Origin of the sequence: Streptomyces sp. NPDC002680 (assembly GCF_042889145.1) — a bacterium.
Classification (GTDB): Bacteria; Actinomycetota; Actinomycetes; order Streptomycetales; family Streptomycetaceae; genus Streptomyces; species Streptomyces adonidis.
The window spans coordinates 18,581-43,214 of record NZ_JBIAQP010000010.1 but is presented as its reverse complement, the minus strand read 5'-3'; the positions used below and the strand labels follow the sequence as shown (position 1 = coordinate 43,214).

At 70.0% G+C, this 24,634-nt stretch carries 20 protein-coding genes; 7 read left to right on the top strand and 13 right to left on the bottom strand.

The genetic code is table 11. From position 1 onward, the window contains the following. From ACFYXF_RS25845 to ACFYXF_RS25830, 4 genes are all read right to left on the bottom strand, one after another. The gene (locus ACFYXF_RS25845; RefSeq protein ID WP_389352740.1) at nucleotides 1–1,110 is read right to left on the bottom strand and encodes a plastocyanin/azurin family copper-binding protein; all 1,110 of its coding nucleotides are present in this window, start codon (nucleotides 1,108–1,110) and stop codon (nucleotides 1–3) included. Nucleotides 1,111–1,136: 26 nt separating this feature from the next. After that, complete coding sequence (locus ACFYXF_RS25840) at nucleotides 1,137–2,477, bottom strand: copper resistance CopC/CopD family protein (RefSeq protein ID WP_389352738.1); 1,341 nt, start codon at nucleotides 2,475–2,477, stop codon at nucleotides 1,137–1,139. Further along, nucleotides 2,474–3,148, bottom strand: coding sequence for a hypothetical protein (locus ACFYXF_RS25835; protein ID WP_389352736.1), 675 nt, complete (start codon nucleotides 3,146–3,148; stop codon nucleotides 2,474–2,476). The genes ACFYXF_RS25840 and ACFYXF_RS25835 overlap by 4 nt, the downstream gene beginning before the upstream one ends. Before the next feature lie 445 nt (nucleotides 3,149–3,593). Continuing rightward, complete coding sequence (locus ACFYXF_RS25830; RefSeq protein ID WP_389352735.1) at nucleotides 3,594–4,937, bottom strand: UDP-glucose dehydrogenase family protein; 1,344 nt, start codon at nucleotides 4,935–4,937, stop codon at nucleotides 3,594–3,596. A gap of 237 nt (nucleotides 4,938–5,174) precedes the next feature. On the opposite strand from ACFYXF_RS25830, the gene ACFYXF_RS25825 reads away from it, so the two are divergent. After that, the gene (locus tag ACFYXF_RS25825) at nucleotides 5,175–6,332 is read left to right on the top strand and encodes an acyl-CoA dehydrogenase family protein (protein ID WP_389352734.1); all 1,158 of its coding nucleotides are present in this window, start codon (nucleotides 5,175–5,177) and stop codon (nucleotides 6,330–6,332) included. Nucleotides 6,333–6,400: 68 nt separating this feature from the next. Here ACFYXF_RS25825 and ACFYXF_RS25820 read toward each other — a convergent pair whose 3' ends face one another. Next, entirely contained in the window at nucleotides 6,401–7,696 is a 1,296-nt protein-coding gene (locus ACFYXF_RS25820) for an LCP family protein (RefSeq protein ID WP_389352732.1), read from the bottom strand. Between the two features lie 119 nt (nucleotides 7,697–7,815). On the opposite strand from ACFYXF_RS25820, the gene ACFYXF_RS25815 reads away from it, so the two are divergent. Then, nucleotides 7,816–8,364, top strand: a complete 549-nt coding sequence (locus ACFYXF_RS25815) for an acyl-CoA thioesterase (protein WP_389352731.1) — start codon at nucleotides 7,816–7,818, stop codon at nucleotides 8,362–8,364. A 214-nt stretch (nucleotides 8,365–8,578) separates the two neighbouring features. Here the strand turns inward: ACFYXF_RS25815 and ACFYXF_RS25810 are convergent, their stop codons facing one another. Beyond that, a complete protein-coding gene (locus tag ACFYXF_RS25810; protein WP_389352730.1) occupies nucleotides 8,579–9,946 on the bottom strand; it encodes an LCP family protein in 1,368 nt (455 codons plus the stop codon). Between the two features lie 241 nt (nucleotides 9,947–10,187). Here ACFYXF_RS25810 and ACFYXF_RS25805 point away from each other — a divergent pair, with 241 nt between their 5' ends. Then, nucleotides 10,188–11,249, top strand: coding sequence for a glycosyltransferase family 2 protein (locus ACFYXF_RS25805; protein ID WP_389352728.1), 1,062 nt, complete (start codon nucleotides 10,188–10,190; stop codon nucleotides 11,247–11,249). A gap of 62 nt (nucleotides 11,250–11,311) precedes the next feature. Here ACFYXF_RS25805 and ACFYXF_RS25800 read toward each other — a convergent pair whose 3' ends face one another. Next, on the bottom strand, nucleotides 11,312–12,997 hold the full coding sequence (locus ACFYXF_RS25800; protein ID WP_389352726.1) for an LCP family protein: 1,686 nt from the start codon (nucleotides 12,995–12,997) through the stop codon (nucleotides 11,312–11,314). Between the two features lie 149 nt (nucleotides 12,998–13,146). Next, nucleotides 13,147–14,910 carry an LCP family protein gene (locus ACFYXF_RS25795; RefSeq protein WP_389352724.1) on the bottom strand — a complete coding sequence of 588 codons (1,764 nt, stop codon included), beginning with the start codon at nucleotides 14,908–14,910 and terminating at the stop codon, nucleotides 13,147–13,149. A gap of 494 nt (nucleotides 14,911–15,404) precedes the next feature. Between ACFYXF_RS25795 and ACFYXF_RS25790 the strand changes: the two genes are divergently transcribed. Continuing rightward, nucleotides 15,405–15,659 carry a hypothetical protein gene (locus tag ACFYXF_RS25790; RefSeq protein WP_389352723.1) on the top strand — a complete coding sequence of 85 codons (255 nt, stop codon included), beginning with the start codon at nucleotides 15,405–15,407 and terminating at the stop codon, nucleotides 15,657–15,659. 328 nt (nucleotides 15,660–15,987) lie between these two features. Here the strand turns inward: ACFYXF_RS25790 and ACFYXF_RS25785 are convergent, their stop codons facing one another. Next, nucleotides 15,988–16,746 carry a TIGR03089 family protein gene (locus tag ACFYXF_RS25785; RefSeq protein WP_389352721.1) on the bottom strand — a complete coding sequence of 253 codons (759 nt, stop codon included), beginning with the start codon at nucleotides 16,744–16,746 and terminating at the stop codon, nucleotides 15,988–15,990. A gap of 109 nt (nucleotides 16,747–16,855) precedes the next feature. Between ACFYXF_RS25785 and ACFYXF_RS25780 the strand changes: the two genes are divergently transcribed. Together ACFYXF_RS25780 and ACFYXF_RS25775 are read left to right on the top strand one after the other, a co-directional pair. Then, on the top strand, nucleotides 16,856–18,196 hold the full coding sequence (locus ACFYXF_RS25780) for a peptidoglycan recognition protein (RefSeq protein WP_389352719.1): 1,341 nt from the start codon (nucleotides 16,856–16,858) through the stop codon (nucleotides 18,194–18,196). Between the two features lie 91 nt (nucleotides 18,197–18,287). Beyond that, nucleotides 18,288–19,370: a sugar phosphate nucleotidyltransferase gene (locus ACFYXF_RS25775; protein ID WP_389352717.1), complete on the top strand. Its 1,083-nt coding sequence runs from the start codon at nucleotides 18,288–18,290 to the stop codon at nucleotides 19,368–19,370. A gap of 109 nt (nucleotides 19,371–19,479) precedes the next feature. Here the strand turns inward: ACFYXF_RS25775 and ACFYXF_RS25770 are convergent, their stop codons facing one another. From ACFYXF_RS25770 to ACFYXF_RS25755, 4 genes are all read right to left on the bottom strand, one after another. Further along, nucleotides 19,480–20,511 carry a DNA-3-methyladenine glycosylase family protein gene (locus tag ACFYXF_RS25770; protein ID WP_389352715.1) on the bottom strand — a complete coding sequence of 344 codons (1,032 nt, stop codon included), beginning with the start codon at nucleotides 20,509–20,511 and terminating at the stop codon, nucleotides 19,480–19,482. Between the two features lie 59 nt (nucleotides 20,512–20,570). Next, a complete protein-coding gene (locus tag ACFYXF_RS25765) occupies nucleotides 20,571–21,920 on the bottom strand; it encodes a coenzyme F420-0:L-glutamate ligase (protein ID WP_389353312.1) in 1,350 nt (449 codons plus the stop codon). A gap of 62 nt (nucleotides 21,921–21,982) precedes the next feature. Beyond that, a complete protein-coding gene (gene cofD, locus ACFYXF_RS25760) occupies nucleotides 21,983–22,942 on the bottom strand; it encodes a 2-phospho-L-lactate transferase (protein ID WP_389352713.1) in 960 nt (319 codons plus the stop codon). A gap of 70 nt (nucleotides 22,943–23,012) precedes the next feature. Then, the gene (locus ACFYXF_RS25755; RefSeq protein WP_235478205.1) at nucleotides 23,013–23,507 is read right to left on the bottom strand and encodes a cysteine dioxygenase family protein; all 495 of its coding nucleotides are present in this window, start codon (nucleotides 23,505–23,507) and stop codon (nucleotides 23,013–23,015) included. A gap of 683 nt (nucleotides 23,508–24,190) precedes the next feature. Between ACFYXF_RS25755 and ACFYXF_RS25750 the strand changes: the two genes are divergently transcribed. Beyond that, on the top strand, nucleotides 24,191–24,454 hold the full coding sequence (locus ACFYXF_RS25750; RefSeq protein WP_010034659.1) for a WhiB family transcriptional regulator: 264 nt from the start codon (nucleotides 24,191–24,193) through the stop codon (nucleotides 24,452–24,454). The last annotated feature ends 180 nt before the right edge of the window (nucleotides 24,455–24,634 follow it).

Genomic DNA, 24,634 nt, shown 5'->3' with positions numbered 1-24,634 from the left:
TCAGCAGCTGCCGGTGAGGAAGTCCTCGGTGGGTGCGAGCAGGTGCTCGGCCCAGACCGTGTGCATCTTCACGTAGCTGTCGACGTCGAGCAGATCGGTGATCTGCTGCCCGAGCGACTCCTCCAGGTGCGCCGAGTTGATGTGGTTCAGCAGCACACTGAGCGTGTCGTCGAGAACCGTGCCGCCGCCTTCGAGGGCGGGCGTCAGGATCGTCTCGACCCACACCGTGTGCAGCTTGATGTACGAGTCCAGCGCGAGCGCGTCCTGCACCTGCTGGCCCGGAGACCGCTCCAGGTGCGCGGCGTTGATGTGCTGGAGGATCGGCAGCAGCACGTCCTGGACGCTGGCGCACTGCTCGTCGCCGCCGTCACCGCCCCCGGTACCGCCCGTGCTGCCGGTACTGCCACCGGTCGAGCCGCCCGTGGTGGTGCCGCCGGTGGTCGTGCCACCGGTTGTGCTGCCGCCCGAGTCCGAACCGCCGGTGGTTCCGCCGGTCGTTCCGCCGGTGGTGGTGCCACCCGTCGTACCTCCGGTGGAACCGCCCGTCGAGCCGCCTGTCGAGCCCCCTGTGGACCCACCCGTGGTGCCGCCCGTCGTGCCGCCGTCGGCCGCGACGACCTTCACCGACGCGACCATGTCCGGGTGGACCGCGCAGTAGTACTCGTACGTGCCGGCCGTCGTGAAGGTGTACGACCAGGAGTCGCCCTGCGCCAGCGTGCCCGAGTCGAACTTCTTCGGGCCCTTGGTGGTGGTGACCGTGTGCGGCACGCTGTCGTGGTTGGTCCAGCGCACGGTCTCGCCGACCTCGACGACCAACTGCTTACCGTCGCCGAACTTGTTGTTCATGATGTCGACCTGTTGGTCGGGTGCCGCCGCGGCCGCCTGCCGCACCTCGGCCGCCGCGGCGGCGGGCGCCTGAGCCGCGCCCGCCGCCGTGTCCGAGGTGCTGGTGGCCGTGGTGCTGCCCGAGGCCGCCTGGAGCAGTCCCAGGCTGAGCACGGCGGCGAAGGCCGCGCCGAGCCCCGCGACCAGCAGGGGCCGGTTCCCGGCGGGCGACCCGCGACGCGATGCGCGCTCGCCGGCCCCACCGGTTTCGTCGGTGCGTTTCAAAGCAACTCCTAGATTTTCAGGGGGGTTCACTGGCCGGGATCGGCAGTGACCAACAGACTCGTCACGGCGAGCACGACGAGGACGAGCCCCGTCTCGGCCGCGACCGAGTAACCGAAGGGCCGCACGGTGGCGGCGTCGCCGCGCAGCAGCACGGCGAGATCGAGACGGGTGCGCACCCACTGGCGGCTGCACTGGGCGGCCAGCAGGACACCCCCGAGCACGGCGGTCTTGACCAGCAGCAACTGCCCGTACGAGGTGTGCAGCAGGGCGTCGTACGACCCCACGACCTGCCACGCCAGCACCAGCCCGGCGACGGCGATCGCGGCGACCGAGCCGGCGGCGAGCCGCGAGTAACCGGGCACCACCGCCGCCAGTTCGACGGGCTCCCGGCGCGGCAGCACGGCCACCGTCAGCATGACAAGGCCGCCGATCCACAGGGCCGCCCCGAGCAGATGGACGAGGTCGGCGACCGCGCCCCAAGTCGGGTCGCTGCCCTCGGAGTTGTGCCCGCGCATACCGGTCGTCCGCAGCAGCCCGAGCGCCACGGCGAGGGCGCCCACCCGCCAGCCGGGCGAGCGCGAGGTGGCGGCCCCGCCCTGCAGCAGCGCGCTCAGTACGACGGCCGCGAGCACCCACAGCAGCCCGCGCGCGGCGAGCGCGACCCCGGGCTCGGTGGTGAGCACCTCGGTGTACGACGCCGGGCGCAGCGCGTCCCGCAGGCCGCCGAAGGAGACGTATGCCCCCTGGAGACCGATGGCCGCGACCGTCGACAGCAGCCCGCACATCCAGGCCAGCGTGAGCAGCGCCCGCGCCCGGGCCGCCTCCGCGCCGCGCGGCCACAGCAGCGTGACGAAGGCGAGCCCGCCGACGAACACGGCCAGCGCGAGATACCCGGTCCAGCGAGCGGCGACGAGGCCCTTCCGCACCAGGGGCGAGGGGGAAGGGGCGGCTGCGGCCTCGTCGCCGCGGTCCTGGGCGCCCGCCGTCGTACTGGCCGCCGCGTCGACGGCGAAGGTGAGCCGACCGGAGGAGGCGTGACCGTCCTCCATGTCGACGACGGACCAGACGACGAAGAGCGTGCCGCCGGCCGGGTTGCCGGTGGCGATCCGCACGGTGTCGCTGGCGGTGTGCGGAGCGCGAGTGACCGGGAGTCGGTCGCCGTCGGGGGTCATGGCGCGTACGTCGGCGAGGTCGACGGGCTCGTCGAAGGTGAGGGTGAGGTGGTCGGGGGCCTTGGCCAGCTTCGCGCCGTCCTTCGGGACCGAGCGGACCAGTTCGGTGTGGGCGGCAGCGGGGGTCGCGCCGACGACCAGCCCGCAGAGGAGGACGGCGAGGAGCAGCGGGAGGAGCGTGCGGAGGCGGGTCACGGGGTCGCCTCCGGCAGCGGGGACGCGGAGGGGGAGGGGGAGGCGGAGCCGCCGAGGAGGGAGGAGAGCGGGGCGAGCCCGATGCACGGGGAGGCCGTTGGTTCGGGCGTCTCGGCGGCGTCCGTGCTGTTGAGGAGGCCGAACAGCGGCTGGGTGATGCCGGTGAGGATGGGCGCCACGAGCCGTACCTCGCCGTCGGCGCAGGTGGCGTCGTCGGTGGGCGGCGCGGAGTCGGAGGGGGAGGGGGCAGGAGAGGTCGTGGACGGAGTGGTGGGCGTCGGAGTCGGGGAGGTGCCGTGCCCGGTATGGCCCCCATGTCCGGCGGTGCCGTCGCCGGAGCCGGTGCCAGTGTCGCCGTACACCGGCAACTCCCCGCTACCGACCGGCACTTGGCCCGTCCAGCCGCTGCCGCTGCCGGTGTCCCCGCCCATGTCCATGCCGGTGCCGCTGCCCGGTGCCTGGGCGCCGGAGTCGCCCGGCGCGGAGTTCGGCGGTGCCGTGGCCGCGGGGAGCGACGACGGGGGAGCGGCGGCCTCGGCGGCGCCGGAGGCCGTGGAGGCGCCGATGCCCGACGCGTAGCCGAGCACGATCACCACCGCCCCGACCAGAGCCCCCGCGACGAACTCGTCACGATGGTCCCTGGGCCACTCGGCCCTGCGGAACACGGGCATGATCACACTCCCTGGCATGGTCCGGTCATTCCGATCGGTGAATGCGGACCATTGGAGGGCGGTGCGGATTCCACTTGACTACGCGCCAGTTAACTGCCTGTTGCCCACCTCTCTTTCGGAGGTGCCCCCGCTGTGAGATGGGTCGAGAACGCTGTCAATACGCGCAATGCGACCGTGAAGAATTCGCGCAGGCGGAACTGCAATTCCCGCACATTGCTCGAATGAATTCGAATCAGTTCTGGGGATTTTGCGGAGATGGCATATGCCAGGTCGCGGAGGCCTTCACGCCTGGGCTCCAGGCGGTCCGCCGGGGGTGAGCCGCCCGAGTGCGCGGTTTATCGAGACCTCCCGAACGCGGCGACCGCCCCGGAATTTACCAACCATTGGGAATTCGGGGTCGCCCGGAATTTCGGGCGACCCCGAAAAACCCACAAGGAAGTGAGGATCAGGCGGTAGGACGCCCCATGGCCCGGTAAGTCCACCCGGCCTTCCGCCACAGCTCCGGATCGAGGGCGTTGCGCCCGTCCAGGATCAGCCGGTGGGCCACCGCCTCGCCCAGCGCCGCCGGGTCCAGCTCGCGGAACTCGCGCCACTCGGTCAGGTGGAGTACGGCATCGGCGCCCCGAACCGCCTCTGTGGCCGTGTCGGCGTACGCGAGCGTCGGGAAGAGCTTGCGTGCGTTGGCCATGCCCTTCGGGTCGTACACCGTCACCTGGCCGCCTTGGAGGTGGATCTGGCCGGCGACGTTGAGGGCGGGCGAGTCGCGGACGTCGTCCGAGTCGGGCTTGAAGGTGGCGCCGAGCACCGCGACCCGCTTGCCGAGGAAGGGGCCGCCGCCCAGCGCCTGCCGGGCCAGCTCCACCATCTGGCCGCGCTGGCGCATGTTGATGGAGTCGATCTCGCGCAGGAAGGTCAGCGCCTGGTCGGCGCCCAGCTCGCCGGCGCGCGCCATGAAGGCGCGGATGTCCTTGGGCAGGCAGCCGCCGCCGAAGCCGATCCCGGCCCGCAGGAACTTCTTGCCGATCCGGTCGTCGTACCCGATGGCCTCCGCCAGCTTCGCCACATCGCCGTCGGCGGCCTCGCAGACCTCCGCCATGGCGTTGATGAACGAGATCTTGGTGGCCAGGAAGGAGTTCGCGGAGGTCTTCACCAGCTCGGCGGTCGGGAAGTCGGTGACGACGAACGGCGTGCCCTCCCCGATCGGCGTGGCGTACACCTCGCGCAGCAGCTTCTCGGCCCGCTCGCTGCGGACGCCGACCACGACCCGGTCGGGGTGCAGCGTGTCCTGGACGGCGAAGCCCTCGCGCAGGAACTCCGGGTTCCAGGCCAGCTCGGCGTCCGCGCCGGCGGGGGCGAGCCCGGCGATCGTCCGGGCGAGCCGGTCCGCCGAGCCGACGGGCACGGTCGACTTGCCGACGACGAGGGCGGGGGAGGTGAGATGCGGGGCGAGGGACTCGATCGCGGCATCGACGTACGACATGTCGCAGGCGTACTCGCCGTGCTTCTGCGGGGTGTTCACACAGACGAAGTGGATGTCGCCGAAGGCGGCGACCTCGGCCCAGTCCATGGTGAAGCGCAGCCGCCCGGTGGACCCCTCGATCCCCGCGACATGCTTGCGCAGCAGCTCTTCGAGCCCGGGCTCGTACATCGGGACCTGCCCGCGCCGCAGCAGGTCGATCTTCTCCTCGACGACGTCGAGCCCCAGCACCTCGAAGCCCAGTTCGGCCATGGCGGCGGCGTGGGTGGCACCGAGGTATCCGGTGCCGATCACGGTGATCTTGAGAGCCATGGGTTGCTCCTGGGGTCTGGGTCGTACGTGCCGTCGGGTCGAACGTGCGATGGACGAGCATAGTCGGGGCGTTTCATGGGCCCTCACCGGGCAGATTTCCCCCGTGATCTCCCCCTGTCGCCAAGCTCACGTATCACTCACGTGGACAGACCCCTAAAATTTGGGTTACCGAGCGTGTTACTTAACGGTAGTTAGCGTCAGTCATACAGTTACAGCGTCTTTGGAGCGTGAGAGACCTTGGCCGGATCGGCTGATTTCGACCTGTACCGCCCGTCCGAGGAGCACGACATGCTCCGGGACGCGATCCGCTCCCTGGCCGAGGCGAAGATCCTGCCGTACGCCGCGGCGGTGGACGAGGAAGCCCGCTTCCCGCAGGAGGCCCACGACGCGCTGGTCGCGAGCGACCTGCACGCGGTGCACGTACCGGAGTCGTACGGCGGCGCGGGCGCGGACGCGCTGGCGACCGTGATCGTCATCGAGGAGGTGGCGCGGGTCTGTGCCAGCTCCTCCCTCATCCCGGCCGTCAACAAGCTGGGCTCCCTCCCGGTGATCCTGTCCGGCTCGGAGGAGCTGAAGAAGAAGTACATGACGCCCCTCGCCAAGGGCGACGGCATGTTCTCGTACTGCCTCTCGGAGCCCGACGCGGGCTCGGACGCGGCCGGCATGAAGACCAAGGCGGTCCGCGACGGCGACTTCTGGGTCCTCAACGGCGTGAAGCGCTGGATCACCAACGCGGGCGAGTCCGAGTACTACACGGTGATGGCGGTGACCGACCCGACGAAGCGCAGCAAGGGCATCTCGGCCTTCGTCGTCGAGAAGTCCGACGAGGGCGTCTCCTTCGGCGCCCCCGAGAAGAAGCTCGGCATCAAGGGCTCCCCGACCCGCGAGGTCTACCTCGACAACGTCCGTATCCCGGCCGACCGCATGATCGGCGAGGAGGGCACGGGCTTCGCCACCGCGATGAAGACCCTGGACCACACCCGCATCACGATCGCCGCACAGGCCCTCGGCATCGCGCAGGGCGCCCTCGACTACGCCAAGGGGTACGTCAAGGAGCGCAAGCAGTTCGGCAAGCCGATCGCCGACTTCCAGGGCATCCAGTTCATGCTGGCCGACATGGCGATGAAGATCGCCGCCGCCCGCGCCCTGACCTACCAGGCCGCGGCCGCCTCGGAACGCCTCGACAGCGACCTCACCTTCCAGGGCGCGGCGGCGAAGTGCTTCGCGTCGGACGTGGCGATGGAGGTCACCACGGACGCGGTCCAGCTGCTCGGCGGCTACGGCTACACCCGTGACTACCCGGTGGAGCGCATGATGCGCGACGCCAAGATCACCCAGATCTACGAGGGCACGAACCAGGTCCAGCGGATCGTGATGGCGAGGAACCTGCCGTAGACAACCCCCGAACACGCGAGTCGGCCCCTGCCCGAAGGATCGGGCAGGGGCCGACTCGCGTATCGCGCTCAGTTACCGGTGACGGTGACCTTGTCGTCGTTCTTCAACTCGGTGACCAGGGTCTTCACCTTCGTCTTGTCCCAGAGGAGGTTGCCGCCGGTCGAGCCCGCGAGCGGCATGTTCATGGACTTGCCGTCGCCGCCGGTGACGCCCTTCATCGCCCAGAACATGTCGGCCAGGTCGAACAGGCTCATGTCCTTGTCGACGACCAGGGTGTCGAGGCCCGCGCTCATCGTCGGGTACAGCTTGAAGGGGTTCAGCAGCGTGCTCGGCGTCGCCGTCTGGCTCGCCAGGGCCGCGAGGAACTTCTGCTGGTTCTTCGTACGGTCCAGGTCGCTGCCCGCGAGGGCGTACCGGGTACGGACGAAGGCCAGGGCCTGCTCGCCGTTGAGGGTCTGCTTGCCCGCCGTGAAGTTCGCGCCGGACTTGGTGTCCTTCATCCCGCCCTTGGGGATGGTCAGTTCGACGCCGCCGACCGCGTCCACGATGTTCGCGAAGCCGGCGAAGCCGATCTCGACGTAGTGGTCGATGCGCAGCCCGGTGTTGAACTCGACGGTACGGACGAGCAGTTCGGGCCCGTCCTCCGCGTACGCCGCGTTCAGCTTCACGTGCCGGCCCGTGCCCTTGAACGTCTTGCCGGACTCGGAGCCCACGAAGGTGGGGATCTCCACGTCCGAGTCACGGGGGAGGGAGATGAGGGTCGGGCCGTTGTCGCCGGTGTGCAGGATCATCATCGAGTCCGTGCGCTGCCCTGCGGCGGACCCGGTACGAAGCTTCTTCTTCTCCTCGTCGGACAGCCCCGCGCGACTGTCCGAACCGACGATCAGATAGTTCGTGCCCTTGCCCGCGTCCGGCCGGTCGATGACCTTCGACAGGTCGACCTCGCGGTTCAGCTTGGAGTCGGCCCAGAAGTACGTACCGACGGACACCACGATCAGCAGCGTGACCAGGGTGATCGCGGTCCACTTGATCCGCTTGCGCCAGTTGGGCGCCGGACGGCCACCACGACCACCGCCTGCCGCGGCACCGGCCCCGCCACCGCCGTAGACCTGGCCGGTGTTGTAGTCGCTGCCGCCGCCGCTGTAGCCGTCGTTGCCGTACGGGTCACTGCCGTACGGCTGCTGCTGTTGCTGCGGGACCCCGCCACCGTACGGCGGCGCGGAGGAGCCCTGCCCGTACTGCCCGCCCGGGCCGCCCTGAACCTGCCGCATCACGCGCGCGCCCTCGGGCTGTGCGTTCGCGCTGCCGCGACCGTACCGGTTGTTGCGGTTGTCGTCGGACCACGCGTCAGGCCAATCGTTCATGCGGACCAGTGTGCAGTGCGGGGGTGTGTCCTATACAAGGGTCGAAGGAAATTAGGAGCAGTGCTGTTGCGAAGCTGACACAAATCGCCCACGTGTACGTCCGGCATAAGGTGAGGGCCATGACAGACCAGGCCACCAGCGCGGATGCGGCGCCCCCGGGCAAGCCGACCTCCGCCTCCCGGACGACCCTCAGCCACATCATGACCCACGCCGACACGAACCTTCTCGGTACGGTGCACGGCGGTGTGATCATGAAACTGGTCGACGATGCGGCGGGTGCGGTGGCGGGACGGCACAGCGGGGGCCCCGCTGTCACGGCGTCGATGGACGAGATGGCGTTCCTGGAGCCGGTGCGGGTGGGCGACCTGGTCCACGTCAAGGCCCAGGTCAACTGGACGGGCCGGACGTCCATGGAGGTCGGGGTACGGGTGCTCGCCGAGCGCTGGAACGAGTCGACGCCGGCGACGCAGGTGGGGTCGGCGTACCTGGTCTTCGCGGCGGTGGACGTCGACGGCAAGCCGCGCCGGGTCCCGCCGGTCCTCCCGGAAACGGAACGGGACGACCGCCGCTACCAGGAGGCCCAGATCCGCCGCACGCATCGCTTGGCGCGACGGAGGGCGATCGTGGAGCTGCGGGAACGAAGAGCAGCAGAGGGCTTGGACGACTGAGGGGACTTTTCTTCGCCCCCGCCGCCCCTACCCATTCCCGTCCCCTGGGGGCTGCCGCCCCCAGACCCCCGCTACGGCCCTGAAGGGGCCTTGTCCTCAAACGCCGGACAGGCTGACAAACCAGCCCGTCCGGCGTTTGAGGACAAAGGGGGGTCTGGGGGCGCAGCCCCCAGAAGGATGGGACGGGTAGGGGCGGCGGGGGCGAGAAAAATGCCTACCGACACCCCACCTGATCCCCCGTAGTAACCCCGAACTCCCCCACCCGAACCTTCCGCACCCCCCGATAATCCGCCCCGACAGTCACCCGCATCACAGCCCCCTGCCCCCGCACCACCCGCAACGAACTCCCCGGCAACGCAGCCGCCAACGACCGGGCCGACCGATCCCACCGCGGGTCGTACGCGATCACCGTCCGCCCCACCTCCCGCCCCCGCGCATTCACCGGCACCCGAGTAGTCCGAAACCCAACCCCCGCCAACTCCCGATCCACCTTCCGCCCCAGCCCCGCCGTACGCGTCCCGTTCTCCACCTGCACCCGAATCCCCTGCGGCGCCACCTCCACCCGAACCGGCGCACCGCCCTTACCGCCCCGGCCCCCAGGCGCCCGCCGCACCGCAAGCGGCTCGTCCTCCCGCAGCGCCCGGAACAACCGCCCCGACTTCGCCGCGTCCCACTTCAACGTCGACCCGATCCCCGGCACGGCGAACCCCATCCGCCCGATCGGCACGGTCGTGAACTCCGACGACGCCGGCGAGAAGTTCCGCATCGCCCGCCCGAGGTCCAGCAGCTCACCCGTACCGAACTCCTTGTCCGCCCGCACCGACCCGAGCACCGCCCGCGTGATGTCCCGGAACTTCATCGGGTTCAGCAGCACCCCGGACGACGTGGACTGTGCGATCAGCGCCGCCATGAACTGCTGCTGGCGCTGCATCCGCCCCAGGTCGGAGGACCCGTCGGCGTGCCGGGAACGGACGTACTGCAAGGCCTCCCCGCCACTCAGTTCATGTTTCCCAGCCGCCAGGTTCAGCCCCGTGTACGAGTCCTTCAGCGGTCGCGTCGCACAGATCTCGACTCCCCCCAGCACATCCACCGTCTTCATGAAGCTCGTGAAGTCGACCTCCAGATAGTGGTCGATCTTCACGTGCGTCATGTGCTCCACCGTCCGCACGGTGAGGTTCGGCCCGCCCTCCGCGTACGCCGCGTTCAGCTTGATGACATGGCCGCCGTGTCGGCGTCCGGTGGTCCGGTCGGTGTGCGGGGGCGTCACGGCGTACGAGTCGCGCGGCAGGCTGACGACGCTCGCCCGCTCCCGGTCCTCCGAGATGTGCACGATCATCATCGTGTCGGTGCAGTGGCAGGGCGCGCCGCCGAGCCGGTACTTGCGCCGCTCCCGCTCCGAGATCTTCTCGCGGCTGTCCGTGCCGACGAGCAGTACGTTCATGCCGTGGCCCGCCCGTGGCCGGTTCTTCATGTCCTTGAAGGGGTCGACCCGGGCGATGTCGGCGTCGAGGCTGCTGACCACCGCGTGCCCGATCCCGGCCGCGGCGAGCACCACGACGGACAGCGTCGTCACCGCCCGCATGGCCCAGCGTGGCTTCCTCCGCCGTACGGGGGGACGCGGACGCCCGGACGACGGCCGTGGCCGGCGCTGTGGGGAACCGGGGGATGCGGGCATGGGGGACACCTCCGCGAAGGCTGCTGGCCGGGGGAGTGGGGCCGAACGTGGGATCCGCGAGCACCGTAGGCCCATACGATCTGCGGCCCGGCTCAGGGAGCGGGCGGCGCGCGTCGGTGTCCCCCGTTCGCGGTAACGTGAGCCCCCTATGAACGCCAAGCCCGACGTGCAGCTGCCCGCCGTGTCCGTGATCATGCCCGTCCTCAACGAGGAGCGGCATCTGCGCGGAGCCGTCCAAGCGATCCTCGCCCAGGAGTACGCCGGCGAGATGGAGGTCGTGATCGCCCTCGGTCCGTCCACGGACCGCACGGACGAGATCGCCGCCGAGCTGGTACGGGAAACGGCCGGCACGAACAAGCGTGTCCATACCGTCCCCAACCCCACCGGCCGTACGCCCGCCGCGCTGAACGCCGCGATCAAGGCCTCCCGCCACCCCGTCGTCGTACGCGTCGACGGACACGGCATGCTCTCGCCGGACTACATCGCGACCGCCGTCCGGCTCCTCGACGAGACCGGCGCGCAGAACGTCGGCGGCATCATGCACGCCGAGGGCGAGAACGCCTGGGAGGACGCGGTCGCCGCCGCGATGACCTCGAAGATCGGGGTCGGCAACGCCGCCTTCCACACGGGGGGCACGGCCGGGCCCGCCGAGACCGTGTACCTCGGGGTCTTCAGGCGCGCCGCCCTCGAACAACAGGGCGGCTACAACGTGGAGTTCATCCGCGCCCAGGACTGGGAGCTGAACTTCCGGATCCGGGAGGCGGGCGGCCTCATCTGGTTCTCGCCCGAGCTGCGGGTGTCGTACCGCCCGAGGCCCTCCGTGCGCGCGCTGGCCAAGCAGTACAAGGACTACGGCCGCTGGCGCCATGTCGTGGCCCGCTACCACGAGGGCTCCATCAACCTGCGCTACCTCGCCCCGCCCACCGCCCTGTGCGCGATAGCGGCGGGCGTGCTGCTGGGCGCCGTACTGACGCCGTGGGCCTTCCTGGTGCCCGGCGGCTACCTCGCGGCGATCACGGCGGGCTCGGTCCCTGCGGGCAAGGGGCTCTCGCTGAAGGCCCGGCTGCAGATCCCCGTCGCCCTCGCCACCATGCACATGTGCTGGGGCTGGGGCTTCCTCACCAGCCCCAAGTCCCTTGCCAGGAAGGTGATCGCGGCCCGCCGCCCGGCGGTACTGGACGGCGCGAACGCGAGCGCGAATTCGAACTAAGCCTGAACCACAACGAGTTGGGGCCCGCGGTCATCTGACCGCGGGCCCCGACTCATGTACCCCTACCAGCGGTAGGGCGAGTACACCTCCATGCACGCGCTGGTGTCCGAACCCACCACCGCGTCGGCCGTGTCGGGCAGTTGGCCCGCCTTCGGCGCGGTCTGCTTCGGATACGCCGTGCCCTCGCGCCAGTCGGCGCCCACGGTCACCGTCACACCGGAGACGTCCGTCGACTTCTTCACCGAACTCGTCGGAATCCCCAGGGACTTGGCGACGAGCTGGGCGTCGCCCGCGAGGTCGGCGCTCGGGTAGTACACGACCGTCTTGTCGACCGACAACGATGCCGACCGGTCCGCCGCCGCGTTCGTGAAGCCCTTGCCCGCGAGGATCCCGCTGATGCTGCTCGCCCGGCCGCTCACCGCGGCGAGCGTGGCCGTCCGGGTGCCGTTCTGCACGAGGACGCCGATCTTTCCGGGAGCGGCGGCCGGGTCCGTCGAAGCCGTCGCCGAGGGCGAGGCCGTCGGGGCCTTGGTCGCCGTGGCGCCGCCCTTGTCGTCGAAGGAGATGTCGTCGCGGAGCATCGTCCACATCGTCTCGGCGTCGGCCTCGGCCGCCACCAGATGATTCGGGTTCTGCGGGTCCACGACGGTCGGCATCGTCGTCATCGTGATGCGGTCGGTCGGCACCGACTTGAGCTGCATGCCCAGGTCGTACAGCTCCTTGACCGTGCCCAACTCCTCAGACACCGTCAGGGACTTGGTGGCCGCCTCGGCCAGACTCGTCAGCCGCGGCGCGTCCGTGAAGACGTTCTGCGACTTCAGCGTGCGGATCATCGAGTTCATGTACATGTGCTGGGCCTTGGCCCGCCCCAGGTCGCTGTAGAAGGCGTGCCGGGTACGCAGCCACTGCAGCGCCGACTTGCCCTCGACCTTCTGCTTGCCGGCCTTGAGCTTGAGCCCCGAGCCGCCCGGTACGCCGGGCAGCGCGTGGTCCCACACGTTCTGCTTCACACACACCTCGACACCGCCGATGGCGTCGGCCATCTTCACGACGCCCGCGAAGTCGATCGTCATCCAGTGGTCGATGTAGACCCCGGTGAGGTTCTGCCAGGTGGCCAGCGTGCAGCCGGCGCCACCCCGGGCCAGCGAGGTGTTGATGATGTCGTTGGTCGCCGCGAACGTCTCCCCCGTGTCGGGGTCCGTGCACTTCGGGATGTCGACCCGGGTGTCGCGCGGGATGCTCACCACGGCCGCGCTCTTGCGGTCGGCGGAGAGATGGATCAGCATCTGGACGTCGCCCAGCGGCGGGTTGCCGCGGTTGGCCTTGCCGCCGCCCAGCGAGACGTTGGCGTCGGAGCTACGGCTGTCCGAGCCGATCAGCAGGATGTTCAGCGGAGTCTGCCCGGCCGCGTTGGGCTCGGTCTTCTGCGCCTTCGAGTCGCCGCTGCTGCGCTTGCCCTTCTGGATGTTGCTGTTCAGATGCTCGTAGTAGAGGTATCCGGCGCCGGCCGTGCCGAGTATCAGCACCGCCAGCGTCATCGCCGACCAGCGCAGCACCTTGCGCTTGCCGGGCCGCCGCGGTCTTCCCCCCGGACGGTCACCGCCGCCACCGCTGCCGCCGGCCGAGCCGCCGCCCCCGTCCCCGGAGTCCGCCTCCTGCTGCTCGTGCGAGCCGTCCCGCTGCCCCGGAACCCGAGCAGGCCGGACGCCCGATCGCGTCCCCTCCCCGTGCACACTGCTCTGTGTCATTCCCCTGCCTCCCCACCCTTGCGCCGTCGAACAGGCCTGCCTTGCGTCCGGTAAGACGCAAGGCAGGCCTGTCAGGTCAACCGGCGCACCCAAAACAACTGGCGCAGACGCCCAATTCTTCGATCGGCGTACTCAGTCGATCGGTGTCCTCAGCTGGCGCACTGCACCTTGTCCGCCGTGGACTGCCCCTCCACGGTCGGTGCCTTCGCCGGCGCGGTGAGCGAGACGCCGGCCCCCTTGAAGTCCTTGCCCAGGGTCAGCGTCATGGTGGGCAGCCCCTGGGAGTTCGTCACACTCTTTCCGGGCTTCATCGCCGAACCGGACAGCCCCATGATGGCGGCCAGTCGCCGGGCCTGGTCGGCCTGGTCGGGCGCGTACTCCAACGTCGTCTTCGCAAGCTCCGCCGAGGCGTTGCCCGCGTTCTCGGACTTGGACACGCCCTCATCATTCTGCAGATAGTTAAGAGTCTCCTGTGCGGAGCCGGACGGGGCACCGCCGTTCAGGATCCGCACCCGTACGTCGGCGGCCGCGGACTTGGTGCCCTTGAGGCGGGCGGCGACGGCGGCCGCCTCCTTCGCCTTCTGCTGCTTGACCGCCGTGAACGACACGTCGTTGCTGATCGCGTCGAACACCGACTGGGCCGTGGGGCCGACGGTGACCGTCGCCCGGACCACCTCCCCCGGGGTGTCGATCACCGGCACGGTCATGAAGGTGATGTTCTTCGTCGGCACCTTCTTCAGCTCAAGCGCCACGTCCTTGAGCGTGGAGACCTTGCCGAGACCGGTGTCCACGGTCAGCGCCTTGGTGGCCGCGTTGGCGATCTTCAGCAGCTTGGCCGGGTTGGTCAGGGTGTCGCTGGAGGCCATCTTGCGCATCAGCGAGCTGAGGAACTGCTGCTGCACCTTGATCCGGTCCAGGTCGCCCTGGTTGCCGAAGCTGTGCCGCGTACGGACGAAGGCGAGCGCCTGCTCCCCCTCGACCGTCGACTTCCCAGCCGGCAGCTTCAGCTTGGACTCCTTGTCGTTGACGGCGTTCTCCACACAGACCTCGACCCCGCCCACCGCCGTCGTCAGCGTCTTCACGGCGTTGAAGTCGGCCATCATGAAGTGGTCCGGCGAGATACCGGTGACCTCCTTCACGGTGCGCATGGTGCAGCCCGGGTCGCGCCCGTCCTGCCCGAGGCTGGTGTTGAAGCGGACACCCTGGGTACCGGAGATGATCTTCTCGGACCCGTCCTCCTGCACGGTCGGACAGTCCGGGACGTCGACGATGAGGTCACGCGGAATGCTGAGCGCGGTCGCGTTCGTCCGGTCCTTGGAGACGTGCAGCAGGATCGTCGTGTCCGCGTGCCCGACGCTGCCCGCGTCGCCGTATTTCTCGTTGCCCGCACCGGTGCGCTTGTCCGTACCGATGATCAGGATGTTGAAGGCCTCGTCCTTGCTGAAGCCGTCCTTGGCCGCCGTACCGACGTCGGTCGTCGTGACGTTGCCCTCGAGGTGCTTGAGATAGAAGTAGCCGGCCGTCGTGGCGGCCACCAGGACGAAGGCCATGGTCCCGCCCGTCCAGAGCAGCGCCTTCTTGGCCTTCGACTTCTTCTTCTGCGGGGCACGCGAACGCCGCCGCCCAGGCAGCGGGTCCTCAGGCTCCGGCGCACCCCGCCGCCTTCTCGGCGGCGGCACCTGCCCGGGTGACCCGGGCACGCCGTGCGTCTCTCGGTCCTGCTCCCGCTCCGGTGCCGCCGAACGCCCGCGTACCGCACCCGCGTTGGCGGGTGTGGCTCGACGAGGTCCCGGGACCGCTGATTGCGGTGCGGAGGGAGTCAGTCGCAGTTCGTATTCGCCAGTGCTCGGGTTGAGCACCCACTGGTCTGCGGGGTCGATGTCGTCCGCCCGCCCACGGCCTTGCGCGTCCACGGTTGTCTGAATCCTCCGTCGGGGCCACGCGGCGCCTTTCCCCCTCCAAAGGCGCTCGGGTCTCGGTCTCCGGTGTGCACACGACACTCGTCCTGACGCACCGGATCGCTCACACTATCCGTCCAGTTGGGCGTCAAGCGACGACGGTGACAAATTCCACGTCCCTACAACCGGGCAATCCACCCAATTCTTTGAACTAAAGTTCGCCGACTTGGCAATCGCTTTACCCGCAGGCGTCCTGGGCGGCCGTGTTCCCGCGAAAAGTGGGTACGGGGGCAGGGGTGGGGAGTTGGGCGGACGGCGACCTTCCGGGCCGCTTGCCGGCGGAGTCCGCCTCGAACTCGTATCCAGAATTGTGTTGCACTTCACTGCTTTGTACGACGGAATCACCCTGAACCGGGATTTCCCCCGCGACGGCGACCGGTACGTCGGACCACGGCCGCGCGAACACCCGCCCGGCGTCCGGCTCCACAAGCCGCACACGTTCGGCAGGGATGCCGCGCATACCGCGCGAGACACACCTCGACCCCGTCGACGGCATCGACGATGTCCTTGAAGCCGCGGGCTCGCCCCGACTCCCGCCCGGCCGCAGGCAACTCGGTACGTCCACCATCGGATCGCCCGGCAGGAACATCGCGGTGACACTGCACCGACCGGCGGCGAGACGCAACAGCACGGTCGCCTCCGACCGCTCGGCCCCGGAGCCCCGCCCGTACTCCCGGTCCCCTTTCCCGACCCGCCACAAGTAGGCCGAACGAATGAACGCCGGGCGAGGGCACCCACCCAGGGGCGCGGGGAACTGCGCGACAGGCCCCCACCGGCGGGCAGCCAAAAAACGACCTCACGCCCGGCGAGCAGCCAAACCCCGGTCGTCCTATGAACGCCGGGCGAGGGCACCCACCCAGGGGCGCGGGGAACTGCGCGACAGGCCCCCACCGGCGGGCAGCCAAAGAACAACCTCACGCCCGGCGAGCAGCCAAACCCCGGTCGTCCTATGAACGCCGGGCGAGGACACCCACCCAGGGGCGCGGGGAACTGCGCGACAAGCCCCCACCGGCGGGCAGCCAAAAAACGACCTCACGCCCGGCGAGTAGCCGAAACCCGCTCATCCTCAACCCGCTTGGCAACGACACCCTCGGACACCCGCTCCAGATGCCGGCACAGAACAACGGACCCCCCGGTGGCAAGCGGCGAGTACAACCCCGCACTGACCCCTTCCCACGTGTCGTACCCCAGCCCCGACAACAACCGAGACCCAGGCCCAGTCAACCCGAACCCCACCGCATCGGCCCCGGCCCGCTCCACAACCTCCGCCCCCGTGAACTCCGCCCCGGCGACGATCAACGCCGCCGCCTCCGGATCCACGGGCGCGTACGGCACGAACCGGTCCCCCTGACTCGGCACCTCCACCGCGTAGTCGGCGAAGCCGTCCGGAGCCTGCGGAAACCGCCCGCCCAACGGCCGCAGCGCGAGCGCGACCCGCTCACCGGAACACGCCCGCGCCGCGTCCAGCGTGTCCGGCCCGCTGACGACGATGTCGGCGACGGAAGCCTCGCCCCCCATGTCCGCGACGACCCCCACCGACGAACACGCCAGCAGCCATACCGCCGTCTGCCAGTGCGCGGGCAGCAGCAGCGCGACCCGGTCACCGGGCTCGGCGGACAGCTCGCCCTGGAGGAGATTCGCGGTCTTGGCCACCCAATTGGCGAAGGTGGCCACGGACAATTCGACACGTTCGCCCGTGGCATCGTCGTAGAAGGTCACCAGGGGGCGCGCGGGGTCCGCGGCAAGCGCGGAACGCAGCAGGTCGGCAGGGGTGCGGTCGGTGGCGTTCACCCGCGCAAGGGTACGCGTGGCCAGGGGTGCGAGCCGCCCTCCGGGGCCCCGGTTCGGGCCGACACGCCAGACGGACCGTCAGTTCATCGTTGGACAGATATGTATGACTATGTCCAGGATCAGGGGCATGCGTAGGTATCTTGCTTCCTCGATCGGCGTCACGTGTGCAACCGCCCTGGCGCTCCCCTTGACCCTGCCCACAACCCCGGCCTCGGCCACGGCGAGACCCGCCGAGGCGAGACCGGCAGCGGTGGCCCCCGCCGTCCCCGGCAGCACTCAGTCGCTCCCGCTGGCCCCCCGCCCCGGCGACCGCATCCTCGGCGCGGCCGCCGAACAGGGCCTGTACCGTCCGGACGTACGCCGCTTCTCGCTCGTCGGCGTCATCTGGGACAACCCGGACACCGAGCTGTACGGCCGTGTCGAGGTCCGTACCCGGGAGGCCGGCGGCGACCACTGGTCCGGCTGGCAGGACGTCGAGACGCACAACCACGACCACGCGGCCGACCCCGACACGGCCGAACGCTCCTCGGGCCGGGTCCGGGGCTCCACGGCACCGCTGTGGGTGGGCGACTCGGACGGCGTGGAGGTCCGCGTACGGGCGGACGGCGAGGGCCGCACGACGGGCGCCCGCGAGCCCCTCCCCGCGGGCCTGCGCCTCGAACTGGTGGACCCGGGCACGGCACCGGCGGAGCCCGAAGGCCAACGCACGCGCGACATGAGAGCGCCGGAGACACAGACCGAGTACGCCACCGAGATCCCGGCACTGAACAGACAGCAGACGGAGAAAGAGGCACGCCTGCTTCAGAGGGAGCAGGGTGAGCAGGGGGAGCTACGGGTGAAGCCGTTCATCGGCCCGCGCCCGCGCATCGTCACCCGACGCGGCTGGGGCGCCGACGAGAAGCTGCGCGAACGCGGCTTCGTCTACACGAAGAAGGTCAAGGCGGCCTTCGTGCACCACACGGCCTCGGGCAACAAGTACTGGTGCACCCAGGTCCCGTCCCTCATCCGCGGCATCTACCGCTACCACGTGCTGAGCAGCGGCTGGCGGGACATCGGCTACAACTTCCTCGTCGACCGGTGCGGAAACATCTACGAGGGCCGCGCCGGTGGCGTGGCGAAGCCGGTGAAGGGCGCACACACGCTCGGGTTCAACACGGACAGCATGGGGATCGCCGTCCTCGGAACTTTCGTCAGCTCCAAGCCGTCCAAAGCGGCAGTGGGGGCGATCGCGCGGCTCACCGCCTGGAAGCTCGGCCTGTTCGGGGCGAATCCGAACGGAAAGACATATCTGAAGTCAGGTGGTGGCAATCTCTACCCAAAGGGAAAGAACGTACGACTGAACGTGATCTCCGGCCACCGGGACGGCTTCGCCACCGAGTGCCCGGGCCGACTGCTCTACGGAAGGCTCGGCTCGGCGCGCCTGACGGCGGCCAAGTACCAGGGCCGATGAGGACTTCGGCCGACCGACCGCGATGATCCGGTCGGCCCCGGCAGGAAATCAGGAAATCAGGAAGTCAGAAAACAGGAAGCAGGGACGACAGGTGACAGAAGCGATTCTCCTGGTCGGCGGCAAGGGCACCCGGTTGCGTCCGCTCACCGTGCACACCCCGAAACCGATGGTCCCTGCGGCCGGAGTGCCCTTCCTCACCCACCAGTTGGCGAGAGCGAGAGCGGCCGGGGTGGAGCACATCATCCTCGCCACCTCGTACCTGGCCGAGGTCTTCGAACCCCACTTCGGCGACGGAGGGTCCCTCGGCCTCCATCTGGAGTACGTCACCGAGGACGAGCCCCTCGGCACGGGCGGCGCGATCCGCAACGTGGCCTCGCGCCTGCACTCCGCCCCCGACGACCCGGTCCTGGTCTTCAACGGAGACATCCTCACGGGCCTGGACATCAGGGCCTTGGTGAGCACCCACGAGTCGACAGAGGCAGACGTCTCCCTGCACCTCACCCGAGTAACGGACCCGAGGGCATACGGCCTGGTCCCGACGGACGAATCAGGCCGGGTGACAGCCTTCCTGGAGAAACCCCAAACCCCGGAGGAGATCGTCACCGACCAGATCAACGCGGGGGCGTACGTCTTCCGCCGCTCGGTCATCGACACGATCCCGGCGGGCCGCCCGGTCTCGGTGGAAAGAGAAACGTTCCCGAAACTCCTCTCCATCGGCGCCCACCTCCAGGGCCTGGTGGATTCGACGTACTGGCTGGACCTGGGCACTCCCGCGGCCTTCGTACGAGGTTCAGCGGACCTGGTACTGGGCCGAGCCCCGTCCCCCGCGGTCCCGGGCCGCTGCGGCGACCGTCTGATCCTCCCCTCGGCCACAGTGGCCCCCGACGCCAAGCTGACCGGCGGCACGGTGGTTGGGGAGGGCGCGTTCGTGGCGGAGGGCGCACGCGTCTCGGGCAGCACGATCCTGGCGGGCGCGGTGGTAGAACCGGGCGCGGTCATCACCAACTCCCTGATCGGCACAAGGGCCCGAGTAGGCGAACGCTCGATCCTGACGGGCACGGTGATCGGCGACGGAGCGATCATCGGCGCCGACAACGAACTCAGGGAGGGCGTACGGGTCTGGTGCGACGCAAGAATCCCAGCGGGGGCGCTCCGCTTCTCGTCGGACCAGTAGGACTTTCAGCCCGTCCGGCGTTTGAGGACGAGGCCGTTCAGGCCGACAGGGGGGTCTGGGGGCGCAGCCCCCAGAAGGATGGGAACGGGTAGGGGCGGCGGGGGCGAGATCAAAGCCGCCCAATATCCCCCTTGCGCATCCGAGGCCCCCGCCGCCCCGGCACCCGCCCACTCAACAGAATCAACCGAGCCGCCCGATGCCGCTGCCCCGCATACGGCTCCAGCAACGACAACATCACGTCATCATCCGCATCCCGATCCCCCGCCAACGCGAACCCCACGATCCCCGGCAGATGCAGATCCCCCACAGTCACCGCATCCGCCGCCCCATGACTCCGCTGCACAACCTCTGCAGACGTCCAGGGCCCCACCCCCGGAACCACCTCCAGCCGAGCCCGGGCCCGCTCCGGATCCAGCCCCACCGCCTCCTCCAGCCGCCCCGCGACCCGAACCGCCCGCAGAATCGTCGAGGCCCGCTTGTTGTCGACCCCGGCCCGATGCCACTCCCAGGACGGAATCAGAGCCCAGTCCCGAGCCGCAGGCGCGACGAACAACCCTTGGGGCAGGCCTTCGGGCCCAGGCGCGGGCTCCCCGAACTTCCGCACGAGCGACCGCCAAGCCCGATAAGCCTCGTCGGTGGTCACCTTCTGCTCCAGCACGGACGGAATCAGCGACTCCATGACCAGCCCGGTCCGAGTCAGCCGCAACCCCGGCCGCCGATGCCGAGCGAGCGCGACAACCCGGTGCCGAGGCTCGAACGCCTCGGGATCGTCGTCCGCCCCCAACAACCCGGGCAGCCGCTCCAGCAACCACGCGGCCCCGGGCCCCCAGGCCTCCCCCCGGACGACCCCGTCCCGCAGCGCGACCCGCAGGGTCCCGGGCCCGTCAGGCGTACGACTGGCGCGCCAAACGGACCCGTCCGACGAGGCTCGGAACGTCGGATCCCCCGGCCCCCGCCGCAACGGCCCCAGCACGAGCCCGAGATCAAGCGGCACACCAGGTACCCAGGTCCGGGTGACCCCCGAGGCAACGGCCTGCCGAGGCACCCCACCGGACCCTGCCCCAGGCACCACGACATGCCCACCCCGCACGGTCGTACGAGTGGGCCGCGAAGGCTGCTGAGGAGCGAACCGTCCTGCCACGAAAACCGTTCCTAACCGGAGGAATCGAACCCCACAAGCTCACCGCACCTCGGTCGACCTCACCGCACCTCGATGAACGCCCCCGCATCCCGATCCACCCGAGCCCGCGGAGCCTCCGTCGGATGCCCGACCGCGATCGCCCCCATCGGATCCCACCCGGCCTCCAACCCCAGCACCTCCCGCACGACATCCCGGCAGAACATCGTCGACGACACCCACGCCGACCCGAGCCGCTCCCCGGCGAGCGCGACAAGGAAGTTCTGCACCCCGGCCCCGGTCGCCACCACGAACATCTCCCGCTCGGCCCCGTCCCGCCGCGCGTCCCCGTACGTGTGCGACCCGTCCATCACCAGACACGGCACCACGAGATAGGGCGCCCCCCGCAGCACCTCACCCCGCCGCACCCGCTTCGCGATGGACTCCTCGCTCTTCCCGTCCCGCCGCAGATCCGCGATCCAGGCGTCCCGCATGGCGTCGAGCAGCTCGGTCCGCGACCGCTGCGACTCCAGCAGTACGAAGCGCCAGGGCGTCGTGTGATGAGGCGCGGGCGCGGTCACGGCGGCGGCGACCGCCCGCCGTACCGCACCGGGGTCGACGGGCTCGTCCGTGAACGCCCGCACCGTACGCCGCTGGGTCACCGCCTCCCGTACGGCCTCCGACGTACCGAGCCGGAACATGTCGTCGCGCGCCTCACGCACGAGAGCCCGCGCCCCTACATCCTCACCGCTGTCGGCCACGACGTGCGGCAGCCCGCGTACGACGGCGACGGGCAGCCCGGAGGCCTTGCCCTTGACCAGGTCCCCGGCGGCGGCCAGCTCGTCGGCGGTCGCCACGACCGTCGCGGAGAGCGGATTGCCGTACGCGTCCGTGCCCCCGCGCAGATCGTCGAGCACCCGCACGCCGGCGGCGCCGATCGCCACGTCCGTGAGCCCCGCGCGCCAGGGTCGCCCGAAGGTGTCGGTCACGACGACCCCGACGTTGACGCCGAGGGCGTCCCGCAGACCGTCCCGGATCGCCCGCGCGGACGCGTCGGGATCCTCGGGCAGCAGCAGGACCGTCCCGGACGGTGTGTTGGAGGCGTCGACGCCGGCCGCGGCCATCACCAGCCCCTGCCGGTTCTCCACGATCCGCAGCGGCCCGCGCCGGGCGACGACCCGTACGGTCTCGGCGTCGATGGCGGCCTCCCGGTCCACCGCCCGCACGACCCGCCCCTCGGCCTTGGACACGATCTTCGAGGTGACGAGCAGTACGTCCCCGTCGAGCAGGCCGGGCCCGGCAGCGGCGGCGATCAGCTTCGCGACATCGTCCCCGGGCTGCACCTCAGGCAGCCCGCCCACGGCCCACACCCGGTACCCGCCATCGGCACCGCCACCGACCGTACCGCTGCCACTGACCGCGCCACCGAGAATGCCGCCGCCGCTGACCGCACCACCGTCACCGACCGCGCCACCGTCACCGAAAACCTCACCGCTCACGCGCCCCGCACCTCCTCCGCCAGCGCGAGCGCCTCGCGCGCCATCTGCGCCGACGCCTCCACGTCCGTCATCATCAGCGGCACGGCACGGCAGCGGATGCCCGCCGTCTCCACCCGCTCCACCGCACCCGCGTCGACCGTGTCGACGAGCCAGCCGTCCAGCAGCCCCGAGCCGTAGTGCTCGGCGACCGCCGCGGCCGTGGCCTCCACGCCGACCGCCGCGAGCACCTTGTCGGCCATCCCGCGCACGGGCGCGTCCCCGACGATGGGGGAGAGGCCAACCACGGGCACCCCGGCCTCGGCGATCGCCTCGCGGATCCCGGGCACGGCCAGGATCGTGCCGACGGACACCACCGGGTTGGACGGCGGGAAGAGGATCACGTCGGCGTCGGCGATCGCCTCCAGGACCCCCGGCGCCGGCTTCGCCTGCTCAGCGCCGACCGGCACGATCGCCTCGGCCGGCACGGACGCCCGCAGCCGCACCCAGTACTCCTGGAAGTGGACCGCCTTGCGCTCGCCGTCCACCTCGACGGCGACATGGGTCTCCACGCGGTCGTCGGACATCGGGATGAGCCGCACCCCGGGCTTCCACCGGTCGCACAGCGCCTCGGTGACGGCGCTCAGCGGATAGCCCGCGCCGAGCATCTGCGTCCGCACGATGTGCGTGGCGAAGTCCCGGTCGCCGAGGCCGAACCACTCCGGCCCGACGCCGTACGCCGCCAGCTCCTCCTTCACCTGGAAGGTCTCGTCGGTACGCCCCCAGCCCTGCTCCTCGTTGATGCCGCCGCCGAGGGTGTACATCACCGTGTCGAGGTCGGGGCAGACCTTCAGCCCGAAGAGGTGAATGTCGTCGCCGGTATTGCCGATGACGGTGATGTCCGCGTCCGGCACGGCCCGCTGAAGACCGCGCAGGAACCGGGCACCACCGATGCCGCCTGCCAGAACCACAATGCGCATGCCGACAAGTCTGGCAGGCGGGTACGACAACGCGTCGGCCGGTCGCCGAGCCGGCCGCGGAGACCCGCTGTCAGCCGGTCACCGCGGCCGACGGGGCGCAGCGTGCCGCGTGCATCGGCATCTCCGTCAGGCCCGGGTAGTAGACGTGCAGGCTCACGGCCGGTTCGAGCGCGTCGTTGACCACCTCGTGGACGTACCCCGGGGCGAACACCCGCTGGGCGCCCGCACGCAACGCGCGCGTGCCGCGCTCCGTCCGCTCCGTCAGCTGCCCGTCCAGGACCGTCAGGACGCCCGACGAACCGCCGTGGTCGTGCAGCCCGCTGCCCTGGCCCGGGACCCAGGACAGCAGCCACACCTCGTACCCGGGGCCGGTGCGCAGCCGGTGGTACCAGCGCGAGGTCGCGTCGTACTGGACGAGGTGCGCCCACTGGGAGCGGTCCTCGGCGATGGTGCGGGCCAGGCCGACGAAGTCGGCGACGGTGGCCGGGTGCTCGCGCGGGGCCTGGAGGAGGTGCGGTACTTCGAGGATGTCGCCGGCGATCTGGAGGTCGCTGTCGCTGTTCATGAAGTGCGGAGGTCCTCGGCGGGAGAAGTGTGGGGGCTGGCTGGGTGTCGCGTGCCGTCCGCCCGGGTCGCGAGCGGGAAGGCCGGGAAAAACAGAGCCCTGATGTGGGCTTCGGGGGGAACAGCAGCCGAGTCGCGGTGGACTCAAAGGCAGCCGGAGCGCGTTGGGCTCAACAGCTGGGACAGCAACAACAGCTACAGCGAGCAGGGGCAGCACCGAGGGACCGCACGGGGCGGGTCGAGGTGAGTGCCAAGTTCGCGAGCATGCCCACAAGGACAGCGGTTCACACCTTCACTGTCAACTCGACGCCCGGTATGTGGGACATGTTTCACCTCATCCGGTTCATCTCCTCGGTGAAAGGTTTGTGCGTACGCCTTCGGGGACACATGCGCACAACCAGGCGCACCGACCTCGGAACGAGATCGAACTTCTGGGCGTCCTCTCCCGTACAGGCTCTGTGCGCGGGGCGGTCGTCCTCCAGGGGCCTCCTCTGCCTGTCAAGGTTTATGCCGATTTGAACACTTTCCGCATGGCCTTGGTTCCGCAGAGTGAATAAGGGGCCCAATAGCAGATCTCGGCTTGACTCGCCCGGAGCAGCACACTTGTAATTTCACTCGTGTCGTTCGGCCGATATCGGTTGACGGCAACCTCACGGGGACGCGAAAGACGGACGAGGGGCGCACATGACCGAGACGGTGCAGCAACTGCTGGTCGACGACGCGGACGAGGAACTCGGCTGGCAGGAGCGCGCGCTGTGCGCCCAGACCGACCCCGAGTCCTTCTTTCCCGAGAAGGGCGGCTCGACCCGCGAGGCCAAGAAGGTCTGCCTCGCCTGCGAGGTCCGCTCCGAGTGCCTCGAGTACGCCCTCGCGAACGACGAACGCTTCGGCATCTGGGGCGGCCTCTCCGAGCGCGAACGCCGCCGGCTGAAGAAGGCCGCCGTCTGAGGCGTACGGCACCGGGCTCCACGTAATTCGGCAGGACGCAGGCAGGATGCAGCGAACGGCCCGTCGCGGGTGGGTTATCCACAGGCGGCGGGCCGCTGTGCTGCCCAGCCGCTAGTGTGGCTGCTCGTCCGAGACGCCCCGCCGCTCACAGAGGGCTCAGGCGTCCACCACAGTCCACCG